Source organism: Pseudomonas sp. SWRI77 (assembly GCF_014269105.1).
GTDB lineage: Bacteria > Pseudomonadota > Gammaproteobacteria > Pseudomonadales > Pseudomonadaceae > Aquipseudomonas > Aquipseudomonas capeferrum.
On sequence record NZ_JABWRV010000001.1, the window covers coordinates 412,666 to 435,304 of the forward strand.

Annotated in this window: 24 protein-coding genes; 18 read left to right on the forward strand and 6 right to left on the reverse strand. The window is 63.7% G+C overall.

What is annotated here, in order from left to right:
- Window positions 1-65: 65 nt before the first annotated feature.
- The 7 genes from hslV (at window position 66) to HU766_RS01900 (ending at window position 7,846) form a co-directional block, all read left to right on the forward strand.
- Complete coding sequence (gene hslV, locus HU766_RS01870; protein WP_003249309.1) at window positions 66-596, forward strand: ATP-dependent protease subunit HslV; 531 nt, start codon at window positions 66-68, stop codon at window positions 594-596.
- 73 nt (window positions 597-669) lie between these two features.
- Window positions 670-2,013: an ATP-dependent protease ATPase subunit HslU gene (hslU, locus tag HU766_RS01875; protein WP_033701920.1), complete on the forward strand. Its 1,344-nt coding sequence runs from the start codon at window positions 670-672 to the stop codon at window positions 2,011-2,013.
- Window positions 2,014-2,152: 139 nt separating this feature from the next.
- Window positions 2,153-2,530 (forward strand): DUF971 domain-containing protein, encoded by a 378-nt coding sequence (locus HU766_RS01880; protein ID WP_186652861.1) that lies wholly within the window; start codon window positions 2,153-2,155, stop codon window positions 2,528-2,530.
- Window positions 2,531-2,883: 353 nt separating this feature from the next.
- Entirely contained in the window at window positions 2,884-4,563 is a 1,680-nt protein-coding gene (gene phaC, locus HU766_RS01885) for a class II poly(R)-hydroxyalkanoic acid synthase (protein ID WP_186652862.1), read from the forward strand.
- Window positions 4,564-4,625: 62 nt separating this feature from the next.
- Window positions 4,626-5,477: a poly(3-hydroxyalkanoate) depolymerase gene (gene phaZ / locus HU766_RS01890; protein WP_186652864.1), complete on the forward strand. Its 852-nt coding sequence runs from the start codon at window positions 4,626-4,628 to the stop codon at window positions 5,475-5,477.
- A 58-nt stretch (window positions 5,478-5,535) separates the two neighbouring features.
- On the forward strand, window positions 5,536-7,218 hold the full coding sequence (gene phaC / locus HU766_RS01895; RefSeq protein ID WP_186652865.1) for a class II poly(R)-hydroxyalkanoic acid synthase: 1,683 nt from the start codon (window positions 5,536-5,538) through the stop codon (window positions 7,216-7,218).
- 13 nt (window positions 7,219-7,231) lie between these two features.
- A complete protein-coding gene (locus HU766_RS01900) occupies window positions 7,232-7,846 on the forward strand; it encodes a TetR/AcrR family transcriptional regulator (protein WP_033701926.1) in 615 nt (204 codons plus the stop codon).
- Between the two features lie 59 nt (window positions 7,847-7,905).
- Here HU766_RS01900 and HU766_RS01905 read toward each other — a convergent pair whose 3' ends face one another.
- The 3 genes from HU766_RS01905 to HU766_RS01915 form a co-directional block, all read right to left on the reverse strand.
- Window positions 7,906-8,700, reverse strand: a complete 795-nt coding sequence (locus HU766_RS01905) for a phasin family protein (protein WP_186652867.1) — start codon at window positions 8,698-8,700, stop codon at window positions 7,906-7,908.
- A gap of 10 nt (window positions 8,701-8,710) precedes the next feature.
- The gene (locus tag HU766_RS01910; RefSeq protein WP_033701928.1) at window positions 8,711-9,130 is read right to left on the reverse strand and encodes a phasin family protein; all 420 of its coding nucleotides are present in this window, start codon (window positions 9,128-9,130) and stop codon (window positions 8,711-8,713) included.
- Window positions 9,131-9,235: 105 nt separating this feature from the next.
- Window positions 9,236-9,511, reverse strand: coding sequence for a polyhydroxyalkanoic acid system family protein (locus HU766_RS01915; RefSeq protein WP_033701930.1), 276 nt, complete (start codon window positions 9,509-9,511; stop codon window positions 9,236-9,238).
- A gap of 124 nt (window positions 9,512-9,635) precedes the next feature.
- On the opposite strand from HU766_RS01915, the gene ubiE reads away from it, so the two are divergent.
- From ubiE to HU766_RS01970, 11 genes are all read left to right on the forward strand, one after another.
- Entirely contained in the window at window positions 9,636-10,406 is a 771-nt protein-coding gene (gene ubiE, locus HU766_RS01920) for a bifunctional demethylmenaquinone methyltransferase/2-methoxy-6-polyprenyl-1,4-benzoquinol methylase UbiE (RefSeq protein ID WP_033701931.1), read from the forward strand.
- Complete coding sequence (locus tag HU766_RS01925) at window positions 10,406-11,029, forward strand: SCP2 sterol-binding domain-containing protein (protein ID WP_033701932.1); 624 nt, start codon at window positions 10,406-10,408, stop codon at window positions 11,027-11,029. The genes ubiE and HU766_RS01925 overlap by 1 nt, the downstream gene beginning before the upstream one ends.
- Window positions 11,026-12,645, forward strand: coding sequence for a ubiquinone biosynthesis regulatory protein kinase UbiB (gene ubiB / locus HU766_RS01930; protein ID WP_033701933.1), 1,620 nt, complete (start codon window positions 11,026-11,028; stop codon window positions 12,643-12,645). The genes HU766_RS01925 and ubiB overlap by 4 nt, the downstream gene beginning before the upstream one ends.
- A gap of 72 nt (window positions 12,646-12,717) precedes the next feature.
- Window positions 12,718-13,110: a phosphoribosyl-AMP cyclohydrolase gene (gene hisI / locus HU766_RS01935; protein ID WP_033701934.1), complete on the forward strand. Its 393-nt coding sequence runs from the start codon at window positions 12,718-12,720 to the stop codon at window positions 13,108-13,110.
- A gap of 1 nt (window position 13,111) precedes the next feature.
- Complete coding sequence (locus tag HU766_RS01940) at window positions 13,112-13,447, forward strand: phosphoribosyl-ATP diphosphatase (RefSeq protein WP_033701935.1); 336 nt, start codon at window positions 13,112-13,114, stop codon at window positions 13,445-13,447.
- 25 nt (window positions 13,448-13,472) lie between these two features.
- On the forward strand, window positions 13,473-13,745 hold the full coding sequence (locus tag HU766_RS01945; protein WP_033701936.1) for a twin-arginine translocase TatA/TatE family subunit: 273 nt from the start codon (window positions 13,473-13,475) through the stop codon (window positions 13,743-13,745).
- A 3-nt stretch (window positions 13,746-13,748) separates the two neighbouring features.
- Entirely contained in the window at window positions 13,749-14,126 is a 378-nt protein-coding gene (gene tatB / locus HU766_RS01950) for a Sec-independent protein translocase protein TatB (protein WP_186652869.1), read from the forward strand.
- Window positions 14,123-14,911 carry a twin-arginine translocase subunit TatC gene (tatC, locus tag HU766_RS01955; RefSeq protein ID WP_033701938.1) on the forward strand — a complete coding sequence of 263 codons (789 nt, stop codon included), beginning with the start codon at window positions 14,123-14,125 and terminating at the stop codon, window positions 14,909-14,911. The genes tatB and tatC overlap by 4 nt, the downstream gene beginning before the upstream one ends.
- Entirely contained in the window at window positions 14,908-15,615 is a 708-nt protein-coding gene (locus tag HU766_RS01960) for a 16S rRNA (uracil(1498)-N(3))-methyltransferase (protein WP_186652872.1), read from the forward strand. Before tatC ends, HU766_RS01960 begins: the two co-directional genes overlap by 4 nt.
- Before the next feature lie 101 nt (window positions 15,616-15,716).
- Window positions 15,717-17,633: a methyl-accepting chemotaxis protein gene (locus tag HU766_RS01965; protein ID WP_186652880.1), complete on the forward strand. Its 1,917-nt coding sequence runs from the start codon at window positions 15,717-15,719 to the stop codon at window positions 17,631-17,633.
- Between the two features lie 296 nt (window positions 17,634-17,929).
- Window positions 17,930-19,873, forward strand: coding sequence for a methyl-accepting chemotaxis protein (locus tag HU766_RS01970; RefSeq protein WP_186652882.1), 1,944 nt, complete (start codon window positions 17,930-17,932; stop codon window positions 19,871-19,873).
- A gap of 32 nt (window positions 19,874-19,905) precedes the next feature.
- Here the strand turns inward: HU766_RS01970 and HU766_RS01975 are convergent, their stop codons facing one another.
- The 3 genes from HU766_RS01975 to HU766_RS01985 all read right to left on the reverse strand — a co-directional run bounded on the left by HU766_RS01975 (window position 19,906) and on the right by HU766_RS01985 (window position 22,504).
- Window positions 19,906-20,640, reverse strand: a complete 735-nt coding sequence (locus HU766_RS01975) for an amino acid ABC transporter ATP-binding protein (protein ID WP_033702582.1) — start codon at window positions 20,638-20,640, stop codon at window positions 19,906-19,908.
- Window positions 20,633-21,595 (reverse strand): amino acid ABC transporter permease, encoded by a 963-nt coding sequence (locus HU766_RS01980; protein WP_186652883.1) that lies wholly within the window; start codon window positions 21,593-21,595, stop codon window positions 20,633-20,635. The genes HU766_RS01975 and HU766_RS01980 overlap by 8 nt, the downstream gene beginning before the upstream one ends.
- Window positions 21,596-21,706: 111 nt before the next feature.
- Window positions 21,707-22,504, reverse strand: coding sequence for a transporter substrate-binding domain-containing protein (locus HU766_RS01985; RefSeq protein ID WP_186652955.1), 798 nt, complete (start codon window positions 22,502-22,504; stop codon window positions 21,707-21,709).
- Between the last annotated feature and the right edge of the window lie 135 nt (window positions 22,505-22,639).

Sequence of the window (22,639 nt, forward strand, 5' to 3'; positions counted from 1 at the left end):
CTTCCCCCCACCCCCATATGAGTCTGCATCAGGCACTTTCGCCCCGCTGCGTGGAGACTCTCCCCTTGACCACCATCGTTTCTGTCCGCCGTAACGGCAAAGTCGTCATGGGCGGCGACGGCCAGGTTTCCCTCGGCAACACCGTGATGAAAGGCAACGCCAAAAAGGTCCGTCGCCTGTACCACGGCCAGGTCATTGCCGGGTTCGCCGGCGCCACCGCCGATGCGTTCACCCTGTTCGAGCGCTTTGAAGGGCAACTGGAAAAACACCAGGGCCACCTGGTCCGTGCCGCCGTCGAGCTGGCCAAGGAATGGCGTACCGACCGCTCCCTGAGCCGCCTGGAGGCCATGCTGGCCGTGGCCAACAAGGACGCCTCGCTGATCATCACCGGCAACGGCGATGTGGTCGAACCCGAAGACGGCCTGATCGCCATGGGTTCCGGTGGCGCCTACGCCCAGGCCGCAGCTCGTGCCCTGCTGAACAAGACCGACCTCTCGGCCCGCGAAATCGCCGAGACCGCCCTGAACATCGCCGGTGACATCTGCGTGTTCACCAACCATAACCTGACCATCGAGGAGCAGGACCTGGCCGACTGATCAGTTGTTTTGGCGTCCCGCCCGCGGCGGGACTTTTCCACACTGATTGCTCTGCTCGAGGACCATTTTCATCATGTCCATGACCCCCCGCGAAATCGTTCACGAACTGAACCGCCACATCATCGGCCAGGACGACGCCAAGCGCGCCGTGGCCATCGCCCTGCGCAACCGCTGGCGGCGCATGCAGCTGCCGGCCGAGCTGCGTGCCGAGGTGACCCCGAAGAACATCCTGATGATCGGCCCGACCGGTGTCGGCAAGACCGAAATCGCCCGCCGCCTGGCCAAGCTGGCCAACGCGCCGTTCATCAAGGTCGAAGCGACCAAGTTCACCGAAGTCGGCTATGTGGGCCGTGACGTCGAATCGATCATCCGCGACCTGGCCGATGCCGCGCTGAAGATGCTCCGCGAGCAGGAGATCATCCGCGTGCGCCACCGCGCCGAAGACGCCGCCGAAGACCGCATCCTCGACGCCCTGCTGCCGCAGGCGCGGGTCACCAATTTCAGCGAGGAAGCCGCGCAGACCAGCAGCGATTCAAACACTCGCCAACTGTTCCGCAAGCGCCTGCGCGAAGGCCAGCTGGACGACAAGGAAATCGAGATCGAAGTGGCGGATGCCGTGGGCGTCGAGATTGCCGCGCCGCCTGGCATGGAAGAGATGACCAACCAGTTGCAGAACCTGTTCGCCAACATGGGCAAGGGCAAGCGCAAGGCGCGCAAGCTCAAGGTCAAGGAAGCGCTGAAGATGGTCCGCGAGGAAGAAGCGGGCCGCCTGGTCAACGAAGAAGAGCTCAAGGCCAAGGCCCTGGAAGCGGTTGAACAGCACGGTATCGTGTTCATCGACGAAATCGACAAAGTGGCCAAGCGCGGCAATGTCGGCGGCGCCGATGTGTCCCGCGAGGGCGTTCAGCGTGACCTGCTGCCGCTGATCGAAGGCTGCACCGTCAACACCAAACTGGGCATGGTCAAGACCGACCATATCCTGTTCATCGCCTCGGGTGCGTTCCACCTGAGCAAACCGAGCGACCTGGTGCCTGAGCTGCAGGGCCGTCTGCCGATCCGTGTCGAACTCAAGGCACTGACCCCGGAAGATTTCGAGCGCATCCTGCAAGAACCGCACGCTTCGCTGACCGAGCAGTACCAGGCGTTGCTCAAGACCGAAGGGCTGAACATCGAGTTCCTCACCGACGGTATCAAGCGCTTGGCCGAAATTGCCTACCAGGTCAACGAGAAGACCGAGAACATCGGTGCCCGCCGCCTGCACACCCTGCTCGAGCGCCTGCTCGAAGAGGTGTCGTTCAGTGCCGGTGACCTGGCCAGCACGCACGACGAAGCGCCGATCCAGATCGATGCCGGGTATGTGAACAGCCACCTGGGTGAGCTGGCGCAGAACGAAGACCTGTCGCGCTACATCCTGTAAGCGGCAAGCCTTGAGCTGCAAGCGACAAGCTGTTCAGTGTCGCTTGCAGCTCCGCGAGACATGATTTTTCCGCGATGGCTTGAATATCACTTCTTGTAGCTTGAAGCTTGTAGCTTGTCGCTCAGAAGAGATTCAGCCCATGGCCCGCCTGCCCACCGCCATCAACCTGCACAAAGCCTCCAAGACCTTGAGCCTGACCTACGGCCCAGACGAGGTCTACCACCTGCCCGCCGAATTCCTGCGCGTGCACTCGCCTTCCGCCGAGGTCCAGGGCCACGGCAACCCCATCCTGCAAGTCGGCAAGATCAACGTCGGCCTCGCCGGCCTCGAACCCGCCGGCCAATATGCACTGAAACTGACCTTCGACGACGGCCATGACAGCGGCCTGTTCACCTGGGAGTACCTGGAACAGCTGTGCCTGCGCCAGGCGCAACTGTGGGCCGACTACCTCGACGCGTTGCATCAGGCCGGAAAGTCCCGCGATCCGGCCGAATCCGTTGTGAAACTCATGCTCTAGCTCAAGCCGCCTACGGTTTAGAGCGCATTTTCTAATCTCATCTGCTTGAATGCCCTACAGACAGCTCAGTGACGAGCTGTCTTGCGCATTACATGAAAGTCGGGTAACCAATGGAGCTGGCAAGGTCCCTGCATTGTCTTCAAGGCAACCAGGACCAGGCCGGTATGTAGAGGTCGCGAGCGAAAGCAGGCTGTCTTCACACGCAGAACTCCCCGCAGCTCATCACCCCATGCAACCGGCCCGCAGCACCGCTGTTCCTTATCACTGGTCACCCGAGTAGCAGTACCGGGCTCTGGACTGTGCACCCCGCCACAGGCAACCGGTACTCGTCTCTGGACAACGGAGCGTCGTAGATGAGTAACAAGAACAACGATGAGTTGCAGCGGCAGGCCTCGGAGAACACCCTGGGGCTGAACCCGGTCATCGGCATCCGCCGCAAGGACCTGCTGAGTTCGGCACGCACCGTGCTGCGCCAGGCCGTGCGCCAACCGCTGCACAGCGCCAAGCACGTGGCGCACTTCGGCCTGGAGCTGAAGAACGTGCTGCTGGGCAAGTCCAGCCTGACGCCCGAAAGCGACGACCGTCGCTTCAACGACCCCGCCTGGAGCAACAACCCCCTTTACCGCCGCTACCTGCAAACCTACCTGGCCTGGCGCAAAGAACTGCACGAATGGATCGGCAGCAGCGACCTGTCGCCCCAGGACATCAGCCGTGGCCAGTTCGTCATCAACCTGATGACCGAAGCCATGGCGCCGACCAACACCTTGTCAAACCCGGCGGCGGTCAAACGCTTCTTCGAAACCGGTGGCAAGAGCCTGCTCGATGGCCTGTCCAACATGGCCAAGGACATGGTCAACAACGGCGGCATGCCCAGTCAGGTCAACATGGACGCCTTCGAGGTGGGCAAGAACCTGGGCACCAGCGACGGCGCCGTGGTGTACCGCAACGACGTGCTCGAACTGATCCAGTACAGCCCCATCACCGAACAGGTGCATGCGCGGCCGCTGCTGGTGGTGCCGCCACAGATCAACAAGTTCTATGTATTCGACCTGAGCCCGGAAAAGAGCCTGGCGCGCTTCTGCCTGCGTGCCCAGCAGCAGACCTTCATCATCAGCTGGCGCAACCCGACCAAGGCCCAGCGTGAATGGGGCCTTTCGACCTACATCGATGCGCTCAAGGAAGCGGTCGACGCGGTGCTGGCGATTACCGGCAGCAAAGACCTGAACATGCTCGGCGCCTGCTCCGGCGGCATCACCTGCACCGCGCTGGTGGGCCATTACGCCGCCCTTGGCGAGAAGAAGGTCAATGCCCTGACCCTGCTGGTGAGCGTGCTGGACACTACGATGGACACCCAGGTCGCGCTGTTTGTCGACGAGCAGACCCTCGAAGCCGCCAAGCGCCACTCCTACCAGGCCGGCGTGCTGGAAGGCAGCGAGATGGCCAAGGTGTTCGCCTGGATGCGCCCCAATGACCTGATTTGGAACTACTGGGTCAACAACTACCTGCTGGGCAACGAACCACCGGTGTTCGACATCCTGTTCTGGAACAACGACACCACGCGCCTGCCGGCCGCCTTCCATGGCGACCTGATCGAGATGTTCAAAAGTAACCCGCTGACCCGCCCCGGTGCACTGGAAGTGTGCGGCACCCCGATCGACCTGAAGCAGGTCACGTGCGACATCTACAGCCTTGCCGGCACCAACGACCACATCACCCCGTGGCCATCCTGCTACCGCTCGGCGCACCTGTTTGGCGGCAAGATCGAGTTCGTGTTGTCCAACAGCGGCCATATCCAGAGCATCCTCAACCCGCCGGGCAACCCCAAGGCACGCTTCATGACCGGCGCCGATTGCCCGGGCGACGCAGCGGCCTGGCAGGAGAACGCCACCAAGCATGCCGACTCGTGGTGGCTGCACTGGCAGAGCTGGCTGGGCGAGCGTGCCGGCGAGCTGAAAAAAGCGCCGACCCGCCTCGGCAACCGCGCCTATGCCGCAGGCGAGGCATCACCGGGCACCTACGTTCACGAACGTTGAGTTGCAGCGCCGTGGCCACCTGCGGGTGACCACGGTGTTTACTTCACCACAGAGCCACGCGCATGCCGCAACCCTATATCTTCAGGACCGTCGAACTGGACCAGCAGTCCATCCGCACTGCCGTGCGCCCTGGCAAGCCGCATTTGACGCCGCTGCTGATCTTCAACGGCATCGGCGCCAACCTGGAGCTGGTGTTCCCGTTCATCGAAGCACTGGACCCGGACCTGGAAGTCATCGCCTTCGACGTACCGGGCGTGGGCGGCTCGTCCACGCCGCGCCAGCCCTACCGCTTTCCGGGGTTGGCCAAGCTGACGGCACGCATGCTCGACTACCTCGATTATGGCAAGGTCAATGTGATTGGCGTGTCCTGGGGCGGCGCGCTGGCCCAGCAGTTCGCCCACGACTACCCCGAGCGCTGCAAGAAGCTGGTGCTGGCAGCCACGGCTGCGGGCGCGGTAATGGTGCCGGGCAAGCCCAAGGTGCTGTGGATGATGGCCAGCCCCCGGCGCTACATCCAGCCCTCCCATGTGATCCGCATCGCCCCGCTGATCTACGGCGGCGGCTTTCGCCGCGACCCGGACCTGGCCATGCACCACGCATCCAAGGTGCGTTCCGGCGGCAAGCTGGGCTACTACTGGCAACTGTTCGCAGGGCTAGGCTGGACCAGCATTCACTGGCTGCACAAGATCCAACAGCCCACGCTGGTGCTGGCAGGCGATGACGACCCGTTGATCCCGCTGATCAACATGCGCCTGCTGGCCTGGCGGATTCCCAATGCCCAGCTACACATTATCGACGACGGCCATCTGTTTCTGATCACCCGGGCCGAGGCCGTCGCCCCGATCATCATGAAGTTCCTTCAGCAAGAGCGTCAGCGCGCAGTCATGCACCCTCGCCCGGCTTCGGGCGTGTAGGCGCGGGTTTGCCTGCGATGGGCATCAGGCGCAAGGGTCAAGACCAGGGAGTGTTGCCATGAAAGACAAACCGGCCAAAGGAACGCCAACGCTTCCCGCCACCAGCATGAACGTGCAGAACGCCATGCTCGGCCTGCGCGGCCGCGATTTGATATCCACCCTGCGCAGCGTCGGCCGCCACGGGCTGCGTAACCCGCTGCACACCGCCCGCCACCTGCTGGCCCTGAGCGGCCAACTCGGCCGGGTGATGCTCGGCGACACGCCCTACCAGCCAAACCCGCGCGACACGCGCTTCAGCGACCCGACATGGAGCCAGAACCCGCTGTACCGGCGTGGCCTGCAAGCCTACCTGGCCTGGCAGAAACAGACCCGCCTGTGGATCGAGGAAAGCCACCTGGACGCCGATGACCGGGCCCGTGCGCAGTTCCTGTTCACCCTGATCAACGACGCCCTGGCGCCCAGCAACTCGCTGCTCAACCCGCTGGCGGTGAAGGAGCTGCTCAATACCGGCGGCCAGAGCCTGCTGCGTGGCGCCGCGCACCTGCTCGACGATCTGCGCCACAACGACGGCCTGCCTCGCCAGGTCGACGAGCGCGCCTTCGAGGTGGGCGGCAATGTGGCGGCAACCCCAGGCGCCGTGGTGTTTCGCAACGAGTTGCTGGAGCTGATCCAGTACCAGCCGATGAGTGAAAAGCAGCACACCCGCCCCCTGCTGGTGGTGCCGCCGCAAATCAACAAGTTCTACATCTTCGACCTGAGCGCGACCAACAGTTTCGTCCAGTACATGCTCAAGAATGGCCTGCAGGTGTTCATGGTCAGCTGGCGCAACCCCGACCCACGGCACCGCGAGTGGGGCCTGTCCAGCTACGTTCAGGCCCTGGAAGAAGCGCTCAATGCCTGCCGCAGCATCAGCGGCAACCGCGACCCCAACCTGATGGGCGCCTGCGCCGGCGGCCTGACCATGGCGGCGCTGCAAGGCCACCTGCAAGCCAAGCACCAGCTGCGCCGGGTACGCAGCGCCACGTACCTGGTCAGCCTGCTCGACAGCAAGTTCGAAAGCCCTGCCAGCCTGTTCGCCGACGAGCAGACCCTCGAAGCCGCCAAGCGCCGCTCCTACCAGCGCGGCGTGCTGGACGGCGCCGAGGTGGCGCGCATCTTCGCCTGGATGCGGCCCAACGATCTGATCTGGAACTACTGGGTCAACAACTACCTGCTCGGCAAGACCCCGCCAGCCTTCGACATTCTCTACTGGAACGCCGACAGCACGCGCCTGCCCGCCGCACTGCATGGCGACCTGCTCGACTTCTTCAAGCTCAACCCACTGACCCACCCGGCGGGCCTGGAAGTCTGCGGCACGCCCATCGACCTTAAACAGGTCGACCTCGACAGCTTCACCGTGGCCGGCAGCAACGACCACATCACCCCCTGGGACGCCGTGTATCGCTCGGCCCTGTTGCTGGGCGGCGAACGGCGCTTTGTACTGGCCAACAGCGGGCATATCCAGAGCATCATCAACCCACCCGGCAACCCCAAGGCCTATTACCTGGCCAACCCCAAGCTGTCGAGCGACCCGCGTGCGTGGTTCCACGACGCCCAACGCAGCGAGGGCAGTTGGTGGCCCTTGTGGCTGGAGTGGGTCACACCCCGTTCCGGCCCACTGAAGGCGCAGCGTACCGAGCTTGGTAATGCAACCTATCCGCCGCTGGGCCCTGCGCCAGGCACCTATGTCCTGACCCGATGAGCACACCGCCTGGATGAAAACCCGCGACCGTATCCTTGAATGCGCCCTGCAGTTGTTCAACCAGCAGGGCGAACCGAACGTCTCGACCCTGGAGATCGCCAACGAGCTGGGCATCAGCCCTGGCAACCTGTACTACCACTTCCATGGCAAGGAGCCTGTGGTGCTGGGCCTGTTCGAGCGCTTCGAAGAGGCGCTGATGCCCCTGCTCGACCCGCCCCTGGAGGTGCGCCTGGATGCCGAGGACTACTGGCTGTTCCTGCACCTGATCGTCGAACGCATGGCCCAGTACCGTTTCCTGTTCCAGGACTTGTCGAACCTGACCGGGCGCCTGCCCAAGCTGGCCCGTGGCATGCGCAGCCTGATCAACGCGCTCAAGCGCACCCTTGCCGCGTTGCTCGCCAGCCTCAAGGGCCAGGGGCAGGTGGTAAGCGAGACCCAGGCACTGGGGCAACTGGTGGAGCAGATCACCCTGACGCTGATGTTCTCGCTGGATTACCAGCGCGTGCTGGGGCGCGAGGGGGATGTGGGGATTGTCGTGTATCAGGTGATGATGCTGGTGGCACCGCACCTGCAGCCCCCGGCACGGGCGGCGGCGGAGCAGTTGGCGGTAAGGTACCTGGAGGGGTAGAGCTGTTCAATCGGCAGTGGCTTCTTCGCGGGCTTGCCCCGCGAAGAAGCCACGCAGTATCAGGCTTCGGTAACTGCGCTCACCGGCGCCGACGGTGTATTGCTGGCCGGTGCCACGCTTGGCGCTGGCGCTGCGGTGGCAGCGGGTGCGGCGCTGGTGGCCGGTGTTGCCGGTTTGGCCGCAGCCGGTTTGGCCGGGGCCTTCTTCACCGCAGGTTTCTTCGCTGCAGCAGGCTTGGCCGCAACAGACTTGGCAGCCGGTTTTGCCGCCGGCTTGGCAGCGGCAACCTTGGCTGCGGTTTTGGCCGCGGGTTTGGCCGCAGCAACCTTGGCCGCAGGCTTGGCAGCAGCGGTTTTAGCAGCCGGTTTGGCAGGCGCCTTGGCCAACGGCTTGGCCGCAGTCTTGCTCGCAGCAGCTTTGCTCGCAGCAGCCTTGGAAACCGGCGTGACTGAAGCACCGGTCAGCTTCTCGATCTGCTTGGTCAGGCTGTCTACCTGCTGGTGCAGGGCCTTGATCTCGTTGCGGCTAGGTACGCCCAGGCGCGAGATGGCGCTGTTCAGGCGCTTGTCGAAGGCTTCTTCGAGCTCACTCCACTTGCCCAGCGCACGGTCCTTCACGCCAGACACCCGCGAGGTGGTCGAAGACTTGGCGGTTTCGGCGACATCTTCAGCGGTCTTCCTGGCCTGCTTCTCGGCCTTCTCGCCGTCTTTCACCAACGTGTCGAACAGCTTCGGGCCGTCCTGGTCGATCTTCGAATAGATACCCAGCCCGGCCAGCCAGATCTTGCGGGAGTACTTCTCGATCCCGCCGACCCAGGAGCTGCTTTCTTTATCGGAATTCTTCTTGCCAGCCATCCTGCTCTCCTTATGGTTTGTGCGCGACGCGCTCAAGCAGCTCGTGCAGCTGTTCAAGCTTGATGGACAACGCCTCAACGTCATGTTTAGACGGAATGCCGAGGCGATTCAAGGCGCGACCAACCCGTGCGTCGAAAGCTTTTTCGATCTTGTCCAGTTGAACTTCGACCTTGCCGCGTACGCGGCTGACTTCCTGGGTCGCTTCGTCGATCTGGGTATTGGCGGCATCGAGCTCTTTGTCGATGCGTTTCTTGCCACGTTTTTCAACGCCTTCGCCGGCCTTGACCAGCTCGCTGAAGTACTCGGAACCTTCCTGGCCGACGCGGGCGTATGCGCCGATACCTGCCAGCCAGATCTTGCGCGCGTAGCCGCGCACCTCGCCCAGGGTGCCCAGGGCGTCGTCCTTTTTCTTCACATTCACTTTGGCCATGCTCTGTACCTCATGCTCATGAGTGGAGAGGAACCGCCCATGGAGGTTGGGCTTGAGCATAAGGTAGAGCGCGAAATTAGAATTCTCACCCTAAGGTGGCAGGCCTCAGGCCAGGGCTTTATCCAGCGCCCGCTCGATCTCGCCCTTGATGGTGCCGCTCATCATCGACAGCATCATGCCCAGTTTCAGCTCGACGCGGATGCTGTCGTCACCGATGTGCACGCTGCCGTTGGCGCCACTGCGCGCCACGTCGACGCGGTCGCCGTTCCAGGTGGCCTTGAGGTCATATTCGCGGCTCAGCTTGTCCACCAGCGCTTCGGCCTTGGCGCGAGCGGCCTCGCGGCCGAGGGAGTGTTTGCGTTCGACGCTGATCTGGGTCATGCGGGTGTTCCTGGATATGAAGACATAATCGGCATTATGCCCGCCCCTGCCCCCCGGCACACCCCGCCAAGACAAATCCGCCCGTTCGCCCTAGAATGGCGGTAATTTTTTCCGGTGAAGCGATATGAACGACCAGCGCAAAGGCGAACACGCCGAACCCACCACCCATTTTGGCTACCAGGACGTCCCCGAGAGCCAGAAAGCCAAGAAAGTCGCCGAGGTGTTTCACTCGGTGGCGGCCAAGTACGACCTGATGAACGACGTGCTTTCCGGCGGCATGCACCGCCTGTGGAAGCGCTTCACCATCGAGCTGTCGGGCGTGCGCAGCGGCAACCGCGTGCTGGACATTGCCGGCGGTACCGGTGACCTGGCCGCCAAGTTCTCGCGGCTGGTCGGCCCGACCGGGCAGGTAGTGCTGGCCGACATCAACGAGTCGATGCTCAAGGTTGGCCGTGACCGCCTGCTCGACCGTGGCGTGGCGGGCAACATCGAGTTCGTCCAGGCCGACGCCGAGAAGCTGCCGTTCCCGGACAACCACTTCGACTGCGTGACCATCGCCTTCGGCCTGCGCAACGTCACCCACAAGGACGAAGCCATCCGCTCGATGCTGCGCGTGCTCAAGCCGGGCGGGCGCCTGTTGATCCTCGAATTCTCCAAGCCGACCAGCAAGCTGATGTCCAAGGCCTATGACGCGTACTCGTTCGCCTTCATGCCACTGGCCGGCAAGCTGATCACCAACGACTCGGAAAGCTACCGCTACCTGGCCGAATCGATCCGCATGCACCCCGACCAGGAAACCCTCAAGGCCATGATGGTCGACGCCGGCTTCGACCGCGTCACCTACCACAACATGACCAGCGGCATCGTCGCCGTACACCGGGGAATCAAGCCCTGATGCTGCTGGCCGGGCTGCTCGCCAGCGTCGAACATGGCCTGAACCGCGTCCTGCGCATGGACAGCACGGCATTGCCGCGGCTGGCTGCGCTCGAAGGCAAGGTCATCGAGATCGATTGCCGTCAGCCGGCCCTGCAGGTGTTCATCCTGCCCGATGAAGACGGCCTGATGCTGGCCGCGCACTGGGAAGGCGAGGTCGACTGCAGCCTGCGCGCCCCCGCTGGCAGCCTGGCGCAACTGGCCTTGGCCAGGGACAAGACCGCCGTGTTGCACAGCCCGCAGGTCGAACTGCATGGCGACAGCGCCGTGCTGCTCGACCTGTTCGGCGTGTTGCAGGACCTGGAGCTGGACTGGGAGCACGAGCTGCAGCGTTGGCTCGGCCCGGTCGCCACCGCGCTGCTGGCAGGCCACATCCGCCTGCGTGCGCGCTGGACCCGCCAAGGCCTGACGCGCTTCAGCCAGAACCTCTCCGAGTACCTGGCCGAAGAGTCCCGCACCCTGGTCGGCAAACGCGAAGCCGAAGCCGCCTTCAGCGAGCTCGATGCCTTGAAGGTCGATACAGAACGCTTAGAGGCGCGCCTGCTGCGCCTCTCCCGATCCCTTGATACCAGCGATAACGCATGAAGCTGCTCGCCGTCCGCCGTCTCTTTCGCATCCAGCGTGTGGTGATCCGCTACCGCCTCGATGACCTGCTGTTCGACCTGCCCCTGCCCTGGTGGCTGATGAGCCTGCGCCTGCTGATGCCCTGGCGCTGGCTGCCGCGCACGCCCTCCGCGCTCAGCCGTGGCGCGCGCCTGCGCCTGGCGCTGCAGGACCTGGGGCCGATCTTCATCAAGTTCGGCCAGCTGCTGTCCACCCGCCGCGACCTGCTGCCCACCGACATCGCCGACGAACTGATGCTGCTGCAAGACCGCGTGCCGCCGTTCGACCCGAAAAAGGCCGTGGCCTTGATCGAGGAGCAGCTCGGCGCCAAGGTCGGCGAGGTGTTCAGCCGTTTCGACGTCGAGCCGCTGGCCTCGGCCTCGGTGGCCCAGGTACACGCCGCGCGCCTGAAGAGCGGCGAAGAAGTCGTGGTCAAGGTGGTACGCCCGGGCCTCAAACCGATCATTGCCCAGGACCTGGCCTGGCTGTTCCTGATCGCCAAGGGCGCCGAGCGGGTGTCTGCCGACGCTCGCCGCCTGCACCCGGTCGAAGTGGTCAACGATTACGAAAAGACCATCTACGACGAACTCGACCTGCTCCGCGAGGCGGCCAACGCCAGCCAGTTGCGGCGCAACTTCGAGGGCTCCGAGCTGATGTACGTGCCCCAGGTCTACTGGGACCTGTGCCGGCCCAAGGTGCTGGTGATGGAGCGCATCTACGGCGTGCCGGTCACCGACATGGCAACCCTGGCCGACCAGCGTACCGACATGAAGCTGCTGGCCGAGCGCGGTGTGGAGGTGTTCTTCACCCAGGTGTTCCGTGACAGCTTCTTCCATGCCGACATGCACCCCGGCAACATTTTCGTCAGCACGGTAAAGCCGTGGAGCCCGCAGTACATCGCCATCGACTGCGGCATCGTCGGCAGCCTCACCGCAGAGGACCAGGATTACCTGGCGCGCAACCTGATCGCCTTCTTCAAGCGTGATTACCGCCGCGTCGCGCAACTGCACATCGATTCGGGCTGGGTGCCGGCGCACACCAAGGTCAATGAGTTCGAAGCCGCGATCCGTACCGTGTGCGAGCCGATCTTCGAAAAACCGTTGAAAGACATTTCCTTCGGCCAGGTGCTGATGCGCCTGTTCCAGACCGCCCGGCGCTTCAACATGGAGGTCCAGCCGCAACTGGTGTTGCTGCAGAAGACCCTGCTCAACATCGAGGGCCTGGGCCGCCAGTTGTACCCCGACCTGGACCTGTGGAGCACCGCCAAACCGTTTCTGGAACGCTGGATGCGCGAGCGCTACAGCCCAAAGGCCATGGTCGGCAACTTGTACAGCCAGGCCGAGCAACTGCCGCACTTGGCCGGCATGACACGCGACCTGCTCGAACGCCTGTCGCAACCGCACCTGCACGACCCGCAACTGCCCCAGCGGCGCCGCCAGGGCGACCGTTGGGCACTGCGCCTGCTCGGCGCCGGCCTGCTCGGCGGTGGCGCGGTACTGGCCGCAGGTGCCGCCGAGGCCGCCAGCCTGGCCGCCCCGGCCGCCTGGCCGGCATGGCTGATGCTGGCCGCTGGCCTTTACCTGATCGTGCGCCAATAGCCAGCCGCGCCTCTGGCTGGCACACTAGCGCAAAGGGCCCGGCACAGGAGCGGGTCCGTTTTGGAGTCGACGATGAAAGACTGGCTGGACGAGATCAAGTGGAACAGCGATGGCCTGGTACCGGCCATTGCCCAGGACCACAAGACCGGACGCGTGCTGATGATGGCCTGGATGAACCGCGAATCCCTGGCCCTGACTGCCGCCGAGCAACGCGCCATCTACTGGTCGCGCTCGCGTGGCAAACTGTGGCGCAAGGGCGAGGAGTCCGGCCATGTACAGAAATTGCACGAAATGCGCCTGGACTGTGATGCCGACGTGATCATCCTGATGGTCGAGCAACTGGGCCATATCGCCTGCCATACCGGCCGCGAAAGCTGCTTCTACCGCGTCTACGAAGACGGCCAATGGCAAACCGTCGACCCGGTCCTGAAGGACCCGGACGCCATCTATAGCGCAGGACACTGACATGAGCGACACCCTCAACCGCCTGGCCGAAGTGCTTGAACAACGCAAGCACGCGGCGCCCGACAGCTCCTACGTGGCAAGCCTGCATCACAAGGGCCTGAACAAGATCCTCGAAAAGCTCGGCGAAGAGTCCATCGAGACGATCATTGCCGCCAAGGATGCTGCGATCAGCAAGGATTACAGCGATGTCATCTATGAAACCGCCGACCTGTGGTTTCATAGCATGGTGATGCTCAGCGCGTTGGGGCAGCATCCACAGGCCGTGCTCGATGAACTGGAGCGCCGTTTCGGGCTTTCCGGGCATGACGAGAAGGCTGCGCGTCAACCTTCCGCCTGACTGAATAGAATTCTAGGAGAGCAACATGGGTATCTTTGACTGGAAACACTGGATTGTACTGCTGGTGGTGGTGGTGCTGGTGTTCGGCACCAAGAAGCTGAAAAACTTCGGCAGCGACCTCGGCGAGTCGATCAAGGGCTTTCGCAAGGCCATGAGCGACGAAGAGAACAAGCCGGCCGAGCAGACGCCGCCGCCTGCACAGCCCGTTCCGCCAGTGCAGAACACTGCCCAGCAAGCCCAGGGCCACACCATTGAGGGCCAGGCCCAGCCGGTCCAAGAGCCACAGCGGAAAGACTGACCCATGTTCGGCATCAGTTTCAGTGAGCTGCTGCTCGTCGGCCTCGTCGCCCTGCTGGTGCTCGGCCCCGAGCGCCTGCCCGGCGCCGCGCGTACGGCCGGGCTGTGGATCGGGCGCCTCAAGCGCAGCTTCAACAGCATCAAGATGGAAGTCGAGCGCGAGATCGGCGCCGACGATATCCGTCGGCAGCTGCACAACGAGCACATCCTGCACATGGAAGAGGAAGCCCGGCGCATCCTCAACCCGCAGACGCCAGCGGTGCAGCCACCGGTCACCACGGCCACGGTGCAACCTCCCGCAGGGCTCGAAGCTACGCCAGACGCCACGCCTGCCGCCCCGGCCGCACCCTCTGAACCGCCACAACCGCCGCGAGCCCCATGAGCGAAAATCCGGAACACGACCAGCCCATGCCGCTGGTCTCGCACCTGACCGAACTGCGCACCCGCCTGCTGCGTTGTGTCGCCGTCATCTTCCTGATCTTTGCCGGGTTGTTCTCCTTCGCCCAGCAGATCTACACCCTGGTCTCGGCGCCGCTGCGCGACCACCTGCCGGCCAATGCGACGATGATCGCCACCGACGTGGCCTCGCCGTTCCTCACGCCGTTCAAGTTGACCATGATCGTGTCGTTGTTCCTGGCGATCCCGTTCATTCTTCAACAGATCTGGGGCTTCATTGCACCCGGGCTGTATCGCCATGAAAAACGCATTGCCATTCCGCTGCTGGTGTCGAGCATCTTCCTGTTCTACGCCGGCATGGCCTTCGCCTATTTCCTGGTGTTCCCGCTGATTTTCGGCTTCTTCGCCAGCGCCACCCCGGAGGGCGTGTCGATGATGACCGACATCGCCAGCTACCTCGACTTCGTCATGACCCTGTTCTTCGCCTTTGGCGTTGCCTTCGAGATCCCGGTGGCCGTGGTGTTGCTGGTGTGGATCGGCGTGGTCGACGTGAAGTACCTGAAGAAGGTTCGCCCTTACGTGATCATCGGCTGCTTCGTGGTCGGCATGGTCCTGACCCCACCGGACATCTTCTCCCAGACCTTGCTGGCAGTGCCCATGTGGCTGTTGTTCGAGGTCGGTGTGCTGTGTGGCAGCCTGATCCGCAAGCGCAGCGAGCACGATGAAGCCGCGAACGATCACAACGACCAACCCCCTGCGACGCAACCGTGAACCTGCTGTTACTCGAACAAGCCGATTTCATCGCGGCCGACCGCGTGGTCCTGGCCGACCGGCGTTTCACCCACATGCAGGAGATTCACCGGGTAGCGGTGGGCGATAGCCTGCGCGTCGGGCAGGTCAACGGGTTGATGGGCCGCGCCACCGTGGTGCGCCTGGAAGGCCATGAAGCGGAACTGCAAGTGGGCTTCGACCAGCCGCCACCGGCCAAGCTGCCGCTGACCCTGGTGCTGGCGGTGCCGCGGCCGAAAATGTTGCGCCGGCTGTTCCAGACCGTCGCCACCCTGGGTGTCGAGCGCCTGATCCTGGTGAACAGCTACAAGGTCGAAAAGAGTTTCTGGCAAACGCCTTTCCTTAACCCCGAAAATATTCGCGAAAACCTCATCCTGGGCCTGGAGCAGGCCCGCGACACGGTGTTGCCCGAGGTGATCATCGAGAAGCGCTTCAAGCCGTTCGTCGAAGACCGCCTGCCGGCCATCGCCGAAGGCACCTTGGGCCTGGTGGGCCACCCCGGCCCCTACCCTGCCTGCCCGCGGGCCGTCGAGCAAGCGGTGACCCTGGCCATCGGCCCGGAGGGTGGCTGGATCCCCTATGAAGTCGAGCTGCTGGGCAAGGCTGGCCTTGCGCCTGTGCAACTGGGTGAGCGCATCCTGCGCGTGGAGACTGCCGTAATCGCGCTGTTATCGCGTATTTTCTGACGCAATCGTCAGGCTTTTCACCCATCAAGTTTCTCTCTCCCGGGCCGATGCCTTGGCAACACAATAATTAACCGTGCTGCCAAGTTACCGGGGAGTCGAACATGTACCGATGGTTAGCCCACGTGCTGGGAAATGTAAGCGTCAATCGCAAGCTGGGGCTGGGCTTCGGCCTGGTACTGCTACTGACCCTGGCCATTACCCTGACCGGCTGGCACGGCCTGGACAGCGTCATCGACCGCGGCGACAAGCTGGGTAATATCTCGGTGATCCAGCAATACACCCAGGAACTGCGCATCGCCCGCCAGCATTACCAGCGCGACCGCAATGACGCCGCTGTGGCCGAGCTGGAAAAGGCCCTGGCCAATCTTGATCGCCAGGTGCAACTGATGCTGGGCCAGATCGAACTCCCCGCCGACCGCCAGCGCCTCGAACAACAGCGCGAGGCCGTGCGCATCTATCAACAAGCGTTCAACGACCTGAAACAGGCCGGCCAGCGCCGCGAGGCCAGCCGTGCCGTGCTTGGCGACAGCGCCGACAAGGCCGTCGAGCTGGTCGGCCGGGTCCAGCGGGGCCTGCTGCAGGGCGGCGATATCAGCCAATACCAGTATGCGGTGGACGTCAGCGCACTGCTGCAACAAGCGCGCTTCCAGGTCCGTGGCTATACCTACAGCGGCGATGCGCAGTACCAGCAGACCGCACTGAAGGCCATCGACCAGGCCCTGGCCCAACTCAAGGCGCTGCCGGCCAAGGTGCCCGCCGAACATGCCGCCAGCCTCGACGATGCCGCCACCGCCCTGGCCGGCTACCGTGACGCGGTCAACCAGTTCGGCAGTGCGCAGGCTGCCAGCGAGCAGGCGCTGCAACACATGGCCGACCAGGGCTCGGTGCTGCTGCAGACCAGCCAGACGATAACCACTTCACAGACGGCAGTGCGCAACGCCGGTGCCAGCCAGGCCAAGACCCTGCTCGCCGCCGCCACCGCCCTGGCCCTGGCGTTGGGGCTGCTGGCGGCCTGGGCCATCACCCGGCAGATCATCATCCCGCTGCGCCAGACCCTGAACGCTGCCGAGCGCGTGGCCAGTGGCGACCTGAGCCAGGACTTGCCGGTACAACGCCGCGACGAACTGGGCCAGTTGCAGGCCAGCATGCAGCGCATGACCCAGGGCCTGCGTGAGTTGATCGGCGGCATCGGCGACGGTGTCACGCAAATCGCCAGCGCCGCCGAGGAACTGTCGGCGGTGACCGAGCAGACCAGCGCCGGGGTCAACAACCAGAAGGTAGAAACCGACCAGGTGGCGACGGCCATGAACCAGATGACCGCCACCGTGCACGAGGTGGCACGCAATGCCGAACAGGCCTCGGAAGCCGCGTTGATGGCCGACCAACAAGCCCGCGAGGGTGATCGGGTGGTGGGTGAGGCGGTGGCCCAGATCGAGCGCCTGGCCTCTGAGGTGGCCAACTCCAGCGAAGCGATGAACCTGCTCAAGGCCGAGAGCGACAAGATCGGCAGCGTGCTCGATGTGATCAAGTCGGTGGCCCAGCAGACCAACCTGCTGGCCCTCAACGCGGCGATCGAGGCAGCACGGGCCGGCGAGGCCGGCCGTGGCTTTGCCGTAGTCGCCGACGAAGTGCGCAGCCTGGCCCAGCGTACGCAGCAGTCGACCGAAGAAATCGAAGAGCTGATTGCCGGCTTGCAAAGCGGCACGCAACGTGTGGCCAGCGTGATGGACAACAGCCGCCAGCTGACCGACAGCAGTGTCGAACTGACCCGCCGCGCCGGGGGCTCTCTGGAGACCATCACCCGTACCGTGTCGTCGATCCAGGCGATGAACCAGCAGATTGCCACGGCGGCGGAAGAACAGAGCGCGGTGGCCGAGGAGATCAACCGCAGCGTGATGAATGTGCGGGATATCTCCGATCAGACCTCGGCGGCCAGTGAAGAGACGGCCAGCTCCAGTGTGGAACTGGCGCGGTTGGGCACGCACCTGCAAGGGCTGGTAGGGCGGTTCAGGCTCTGATCGTGCAAGGCCTGCGGGCGTGGTGTAGGAGCGGCCTTGCGTCGCGATCGGGGCGCGTAGCGGCCCTGGTTTTTCAGCTTCGCCGCAGAGAGTGCTGGGGGCGCTACGCGCCCCGTTCGCGACGCAAGGCCGCTCCTACACAAGCGTCGCGGCGGGCCTGCAGAAATTCATACAGTCTTTGCTGAATTTTCCTACGGGATTATCAGGTCAAGTCCTACGCCTCCGCGGCCGATGGGCAGGGGTGTCATGCCGGCATTGCGCCGGCATGCCCTCTCTCAAACGGACGGAGACTCATCATGCTCGGCTACCTCAACCGCAGGCTCGGCAACGTCGGTGTCGGCGCCAAGCTTGCCCTCGGCTTCGCCGTGGTCTTGCTGCTTACCCTGGCCACCACCCTCAGCGGCTGGCGCGCGCTGGATGGCGCTATCACCCGCTCGGAACAACTCAGTGAAATCGGCCTGATCAACGACCTGGTCAAGGACCTGCGCGCAGAGCGCATCACCTATCGCGTGCTCGGCGACGACGCCAGCAAGTCGCGCATCATGCGTATCCTCGACCAGCTCGAAGGCATGCTGACCACCCTGCAGCAACGCAGCCATGTCGATGATTCACGCCAGATGCTCACCCAGAAGCTGCAATTGTTGCAGCGCCTGCGCGACGACTTCGCCGAACTGCAGCGCACGGTCGCACAGCGGCACGCGCTGCGCGAGGCCATGCAGGCGCAGGAGCAGAAACTCAACGACGTCATCGACGAACTGCAGACCCAGGCCTTGCTGAAGATGCCTGCCGACAGCCAGCAAAGCGGCGTGCTGGGCCTGATGGATACCCTCAGCCGTCACGTCGACGGCGCCAACCAGCAGAGCCTGGTACCCGCCTATACCTTCTCGCCCGTCGAGGGTTTCGCCAAGGTCGGCGATGGCGCACTTGACGCCGCCGACAGCAGCCTTGGCCAGTTGCTCAAGGGTCTAGCGCCCCTGGGCCTGCCACGCACGCTGACGGAACAGCCCGGTGTCGAGTTGGCCAAGTACCGCACCCGCCTGGACCAGTACCGTAGCGCCGCCGTGCGGGTCGAGCAGTTGCAAGGCAACATGGAAAACATGGGTGATGAGTTAAGCGCCGTCAGCGTGGAGTTGGGCGAGCGCAAGGTCGAGCAACGCGACAGCGAGGCCCTGGCAGCCCGCTCGTTGCTGACCAGCGTGGCCGTGCTGGCGCTGGTGGTGGGGGTCATCGCCGGCTGGCTGATCACCCTGCAGATTACCCAGCCGCTGCGCCAGACACTGGCCGTGGCCGCGCGTATCAGCAAGGGCGACCTGAGCCAGGTCGAGCCGGTGCTGCGCCGTGACGAGATGGGCCAGTTGCAGTCCAGCATGCGCGACATGACCTTGAGCCTGCGCGAGCTGATCGGCGGCATCGACCAAGGTGTCGGCCACCTGTCACAGGCGGCCACGCAACTGGCCGCCAGCAGTGAGGACACCAAGCTGCGCATCAGCCAGCAACGCGAAGAAACCGACCAGGTGGCCACCGCCATGAACCAGATGAGCGCGACCGTGCAAGAGGTGGCGCAGAACGCCGAACAAGCATCGCTGGCCGCAACCAATGCCGACCAGCAGGCGCAGGTGGGCGATCAGGTGGTGGCCGAAGCCATCAGCCGCATCGAGCAACTGGCCGGGCAGATGGACGATTGCCTGGCAGCCATGCAGCATCTGGCGGGCGAAAGCCAGCGCATCGGCAGCATCCTCGATGTGATCAAGTCGGTGTCCGAACAAACCAACCTGCTGGCCTTGAACGCAGCGATCGAAGCAGCCCGGGCCGGTGAAGCCGGGCGTGGTTTTGCGGTGGTCGCCGATGAGGTACGCGGGCTGGCGCAACGGACCCAGCAGTCGACCGAGGAGATCGAACAACTGATCGAAAGCCTGCACAGCGGCACAGACGAGGTCACGCACCTGCTCGACAACAGCAAGCGCCTGACCGAGCAGAGTGTCGAGCTGAGCCGCAAGGCAGGGCATGCGCTGGGGCAGATCACCGATACGGTGTCGAGTATCCAGGGCATGAACCAGCAGATTGCCACGGCCAGCGAAGAACAGAGCGTGGTGGCCGAGCAGATCAACCGCAGTGTGCTGAATGTGCGCGATGTGTCTGACCAGACCAGTGCGGCCAGTGAACAGACGGCGGCTTCGAGTGGCGAGCTGGAGCAACTGGGGCGGCAGTTGCGGGGGATGGTCGGGCGATTCAGCCTTTGAGATTGCCGGGGGCGCAATGCGCCCCCAAGCGGTTACAGCACCTGGCGCAAGAACGCCTGCGCCCGCGGGTCCTTCGGCGTATCGAAGAACTGCGCCGGCGAGGCATCTTCCAGCAACTTGCCATGGTCGAAGAACAGCACCCGGTCAGCCACTTCCCGGGCAAAGCCCATCTCGTGGGTAACGCAGACCATGGTCATGCCTTCCTGAGCCAGGGTCTTCATCACATCCAGCACTTCGCCGACCATTTCCGGGTCGAGCGCCGAGGTCGGCTCATCGAACAGCATCACCTTCGGCTCCATGGCCAAGGCACGGGCAATCGCCACGCGCTGCTGCTGGCCGCCGGACAACCGCGACGGGTACTCGTTGGCCTTCTGCGCGATACCGACCTTCTCCAGCAGCGCCCGGGCCTTGGCCTCACGCTCGGCCTTGCCGCGCTTGCGCACCACCTTCTGCGCCAGGCACAGGTTCTCCAGCACGGTCATGTGCGGGAACAGGTTGAAATGCTGGAACACCATGCCGACTTCGCGGCGGTAGGCGTTGATGTCGGTCTTCGGGTCGGCCAGTTGCAGGCCGTCGATGGCCACATGGCCTTCGTCGAAATGCTCCAGGCCGTTGAGGCAGCGCAGGAAGGTCGACTTGCCCGAACCCGACGGGCCAAGCACCACCACCACTTCGGCCTTGGCCACACGCGTGGTGACATTGTCTACCGCGCGAACCACTTGGCCGCGGGTGTCGAAGACTTTTACCAGGTCACGGACTTCAATCACTTTGCGCAAGCCTCCGCTCGAGCCGGCTGGCCAGGTGCGACAGCGGCAGGTTGATCAGCAGGTACAGGCCTGCCACGCAGAACCAGATCTCGAAGGTCGAGAACGAGGTGGTGATGGCCTCGCGGCCGCTCTTGGTCAGTTCGGTAATGGCGATCACCGAGACCAGCGAGGTGTCCTTGACCAGGCTGATGAACTGGCCGGCCAACGGCGGCAGCACGCGTTTGAAGGCCTGAGGCAGGATCACATGGCGCATCGACTGGCTGGCGTTCAAGCCCAGCGAGCGGGCCGCCTCGTTCTGGCCGCGGGCGATCGACTGCACACCGGCGCGGACGATCTCGGCCACATAGGCCCCGGTGAACAGCGCCAGCGCCGCAACCCCGGCGAATTCGCGGGACAGGTTGAGCACGGTGCCAATGAAGAAGTAGAAGATGAAGATCTGTACCAGCAGCGGTGTGCCCCGCACCAGTTCGACGTACACCGTCGACAAGTCACGCAGGGTCGGGTTGTTCGATAACCGGCACAGGCCCGCGAACAGGCCGATCACCAGGCCCAGGGCGCCCGACACCACCGACAACCACAGCGTGGTCCACAGGCCCCACGCCAACGGGCCAGCCGCCCAGTGGCGGGTCACACCGACCTGGTCGCCTTCGGCGACGTCATCGCCACGGCTCAGTTGCAGGCTGTTGCTGTCCACATCGAGCACCTGCTCAGCGCCGTCTTCGCCCTTGAGCGAGACGCGGGCGGTGTCACCGGAGATGACGATGTCCTGCACGGTGCCATTGCTGGCGGCGCGCTGGGCGTCTTCGGCCTGGTAGGCAAAATACTGAGGGACGCGGTTCCAGCGCCACTCATAGGACATCATCGAGGTGGCCAGATACAGACTGACCGCCAGGCCAACCAGCACCAGCGCAGTCAGCGCGTGCCAGGGCCACTGGGCTTTCTTGTGTTTGATCACGGGGTTACTCCAGAAAGCGGAAAGCCGCAAGCTACACGCTGCAAGGAAAACCAGACCGCGTATTGGCCCACCTCCTCTTGCAGCTTGCAGCTTGCGGCTTGCGGCTACTTCTTATTCCATTTCCTTCAGCCAGTCCTTGTTCTTGAACCACTTGTCGTGGATACGATCGTAGGTCCCGTCATGCTTGATCTGGTGCAGGAAGTTGTTGATGAAGTTGATGCTGTCGTAGTCGCCTTTCTTCAGGCCGAATGCCAGCGGCTCGTAGGTGAAGGGTTCTTCGAGGAACAGCAGCTTGCCAGCGCCGGCCTTCTCCACCGCCACCACGTTGTAGGGTGCATCGTAGACGAAGGCGTCGGCCTTGCCGTTGACCACATCCATCACCGCTTCCTGCTCGTTGTCGTAGCCGTGGTACTTGGCTTTGGCGATCAACTTCTTGGAAACCATCTCGCCGGTGGTACCGAGCTTGGAGGTGATGCGGTACTTCTCGTTGTTCAGGTCTTTGTAGGTCTTGATCTCGCCCGCCAGTTCCTTGCGGATCAGCAGGGTCTGGCCGACCACGATGAAGGGTTCGCTGAAGTTCAGGCGCAGGTTGCGTTCCTGGGTCAGGGTCATGCCGCTGCCGATCATGTCGAACTTGTTGGTCAGCAGGGCCGGGATGATGCCGTCATAGGCGGTGGAGACGGTCTCCAGCTTGACACCCATGGACTTGGCCATGGCCTTGAGGATATCGACCTCGAAGCCGATGATCTCGCCACGCTTGTTGGTCATCTGGAACGGCATGTAGGTTGGGTCCATGCCCACTTTCAGGGTGCCGCGCTTGACCGCGTCTTCGATGGCGCCAGCCTGGGCTGCCGAGACGGCGACCAGGGCGGTAACACCGACCAGCAGTCGCGAAAGGTATTTCTTGATCATCACCAAGTCCCCTAGCAAAAAAAGAAGCAAATCTTATTGTTGGCACGGCCGTACTGGCCGAAGCGTCTATCGGAGACGGATGCTAACGCATGGCGGCTCAGGGACCTAGAGCCGGGGGGGACTTTGTTGGCC

Bases quoted from the DNA above. Each gene is read 5' to 3' on its own strand.
- hslU (WP_033701920.1), top strand. From the start codon at position 670: ATGTCCATGACCCCCCGCGAAATCGTTCACGAACTGAACCGCCACATC.
- HU766_RS01880 (WP_186652861.1), top strand. From the start codon at position 2,153: ATGGCCCGCCTGCCCACCGCCATCAACCTGCACAAAGCCTCCAAGACC.
- phaC (WP_186652862.1), top strand. From the start codon at position 2,884: ATGAGTAACAAGAACAACGATGAGTTGCAGCGGCAGGCCTCGGAGAAC.
- phaZ (WP_186652864.1), top strand. From the start codon at position 4,626: ATGCCGCAACCCTATATCTTCAGGACCGTCGAACTGGACCAGCAGTCC.
- phaC (WP_186652865.1), top strand. From the start codon at position 5,536: ATGAAAGACAAACCGGCCAAAGGAACGCCAACGCTTCCCGCCACCAGC.
- HU766_RS01900 (WP_033701926.1), top strand. From the start codon at position 7,232: ATGAAAACCCGCGACCGTATCCTTGAATGCGCCCTGCAGTTGTTCAAC.
- HU766_RS01905 (WP_186652867.1), bottom strand. From the start codon at position 8,700: ATGGCTGGCAAGAAGAATTCCGATAAAGAAAGCAGCTCCTGGGTCGGC.
- HU766_RS01910 (WP_033701928.1), bottom strand. From the start codon at position 9,130: ATGGCCAAAGTGAATGTGAAGAAAAAGGACGACGCCCTGGGCACCCTG.
- HU766_RS01915 (WP_033701930.1), bottom strand. From the start codon at position 9,511: ATGACCCAGATCAGCGTCGAACGCAAACACTCCCTCGGCCGCGAGGCC.
- ubiE (WP_033701931.1), top strand. From the start codon at position 9,636: ATGAACGACCAGCGCAAAGGCGAACACGCCGAACCCACCACCCATTTT.
- HU766_RS01925 (WP_033701932.1), top strand. From the start codon at position 10,406: ATGCTGCTGGCCGGGCTGCTCGCCAGCGTCGAACATGGCCTGAACCGC.
- ubiB (WP_033701933.1), top strand. From the start codon at position 11,026: ATGAAGCTGCTCGCCGTCCGCCGTCTCTTTCGCATCCAGCGTGTGGTG.
- hisI (WP_033701934.1), top strand. From the start codon at position 12,718: ATGAAAGACTGGCTGGACGAGATCAAGTGGAACAGCGATGGCCTGGTA.
- HU766_RS01940 (WP_033701935.1), top strand. From the start codon at position 13,112: ATGAGCGACACCCTCAACCGCCTGGCCGAAGTGCTTGAACAACGCAAG.
- HU766_RS01945 (WP_033701936.1), top strand. From the start codon at position 13,473: ATGGGTATCTTTGACTGGAAACACTGGATTGTACTGCTGGTGGTGGTG.
- tatB (WP_186652869.1), top strand. From the start codon at position 13,749: ATGTTCGGCATCAGTTTCAGTGAGCTGCTGCTCGTCGGCCTCGTCGCC.
- tatC (WP_033701938.1), top strand. From the start codon at position 14,123: ATGAGCGAAAATCCGGAACACGACCAGCCCATGCCGCTGGTCTCGCAC.
- HU766_RS01965 (WP_186652880.1), top strand. From the start codon at position 15,717: ATGTACCGATGGTTAGCCCACGTGCTGGGAAATGTAAGCGTCAATCGC.
- HU766_RS01970 (WP_186652882.1), top strand. From the start codon at position 17,930: ATGCTCGGCTACCTCAACCGCAGGCTCGGCAACGTCGGTGTCGGCGCC.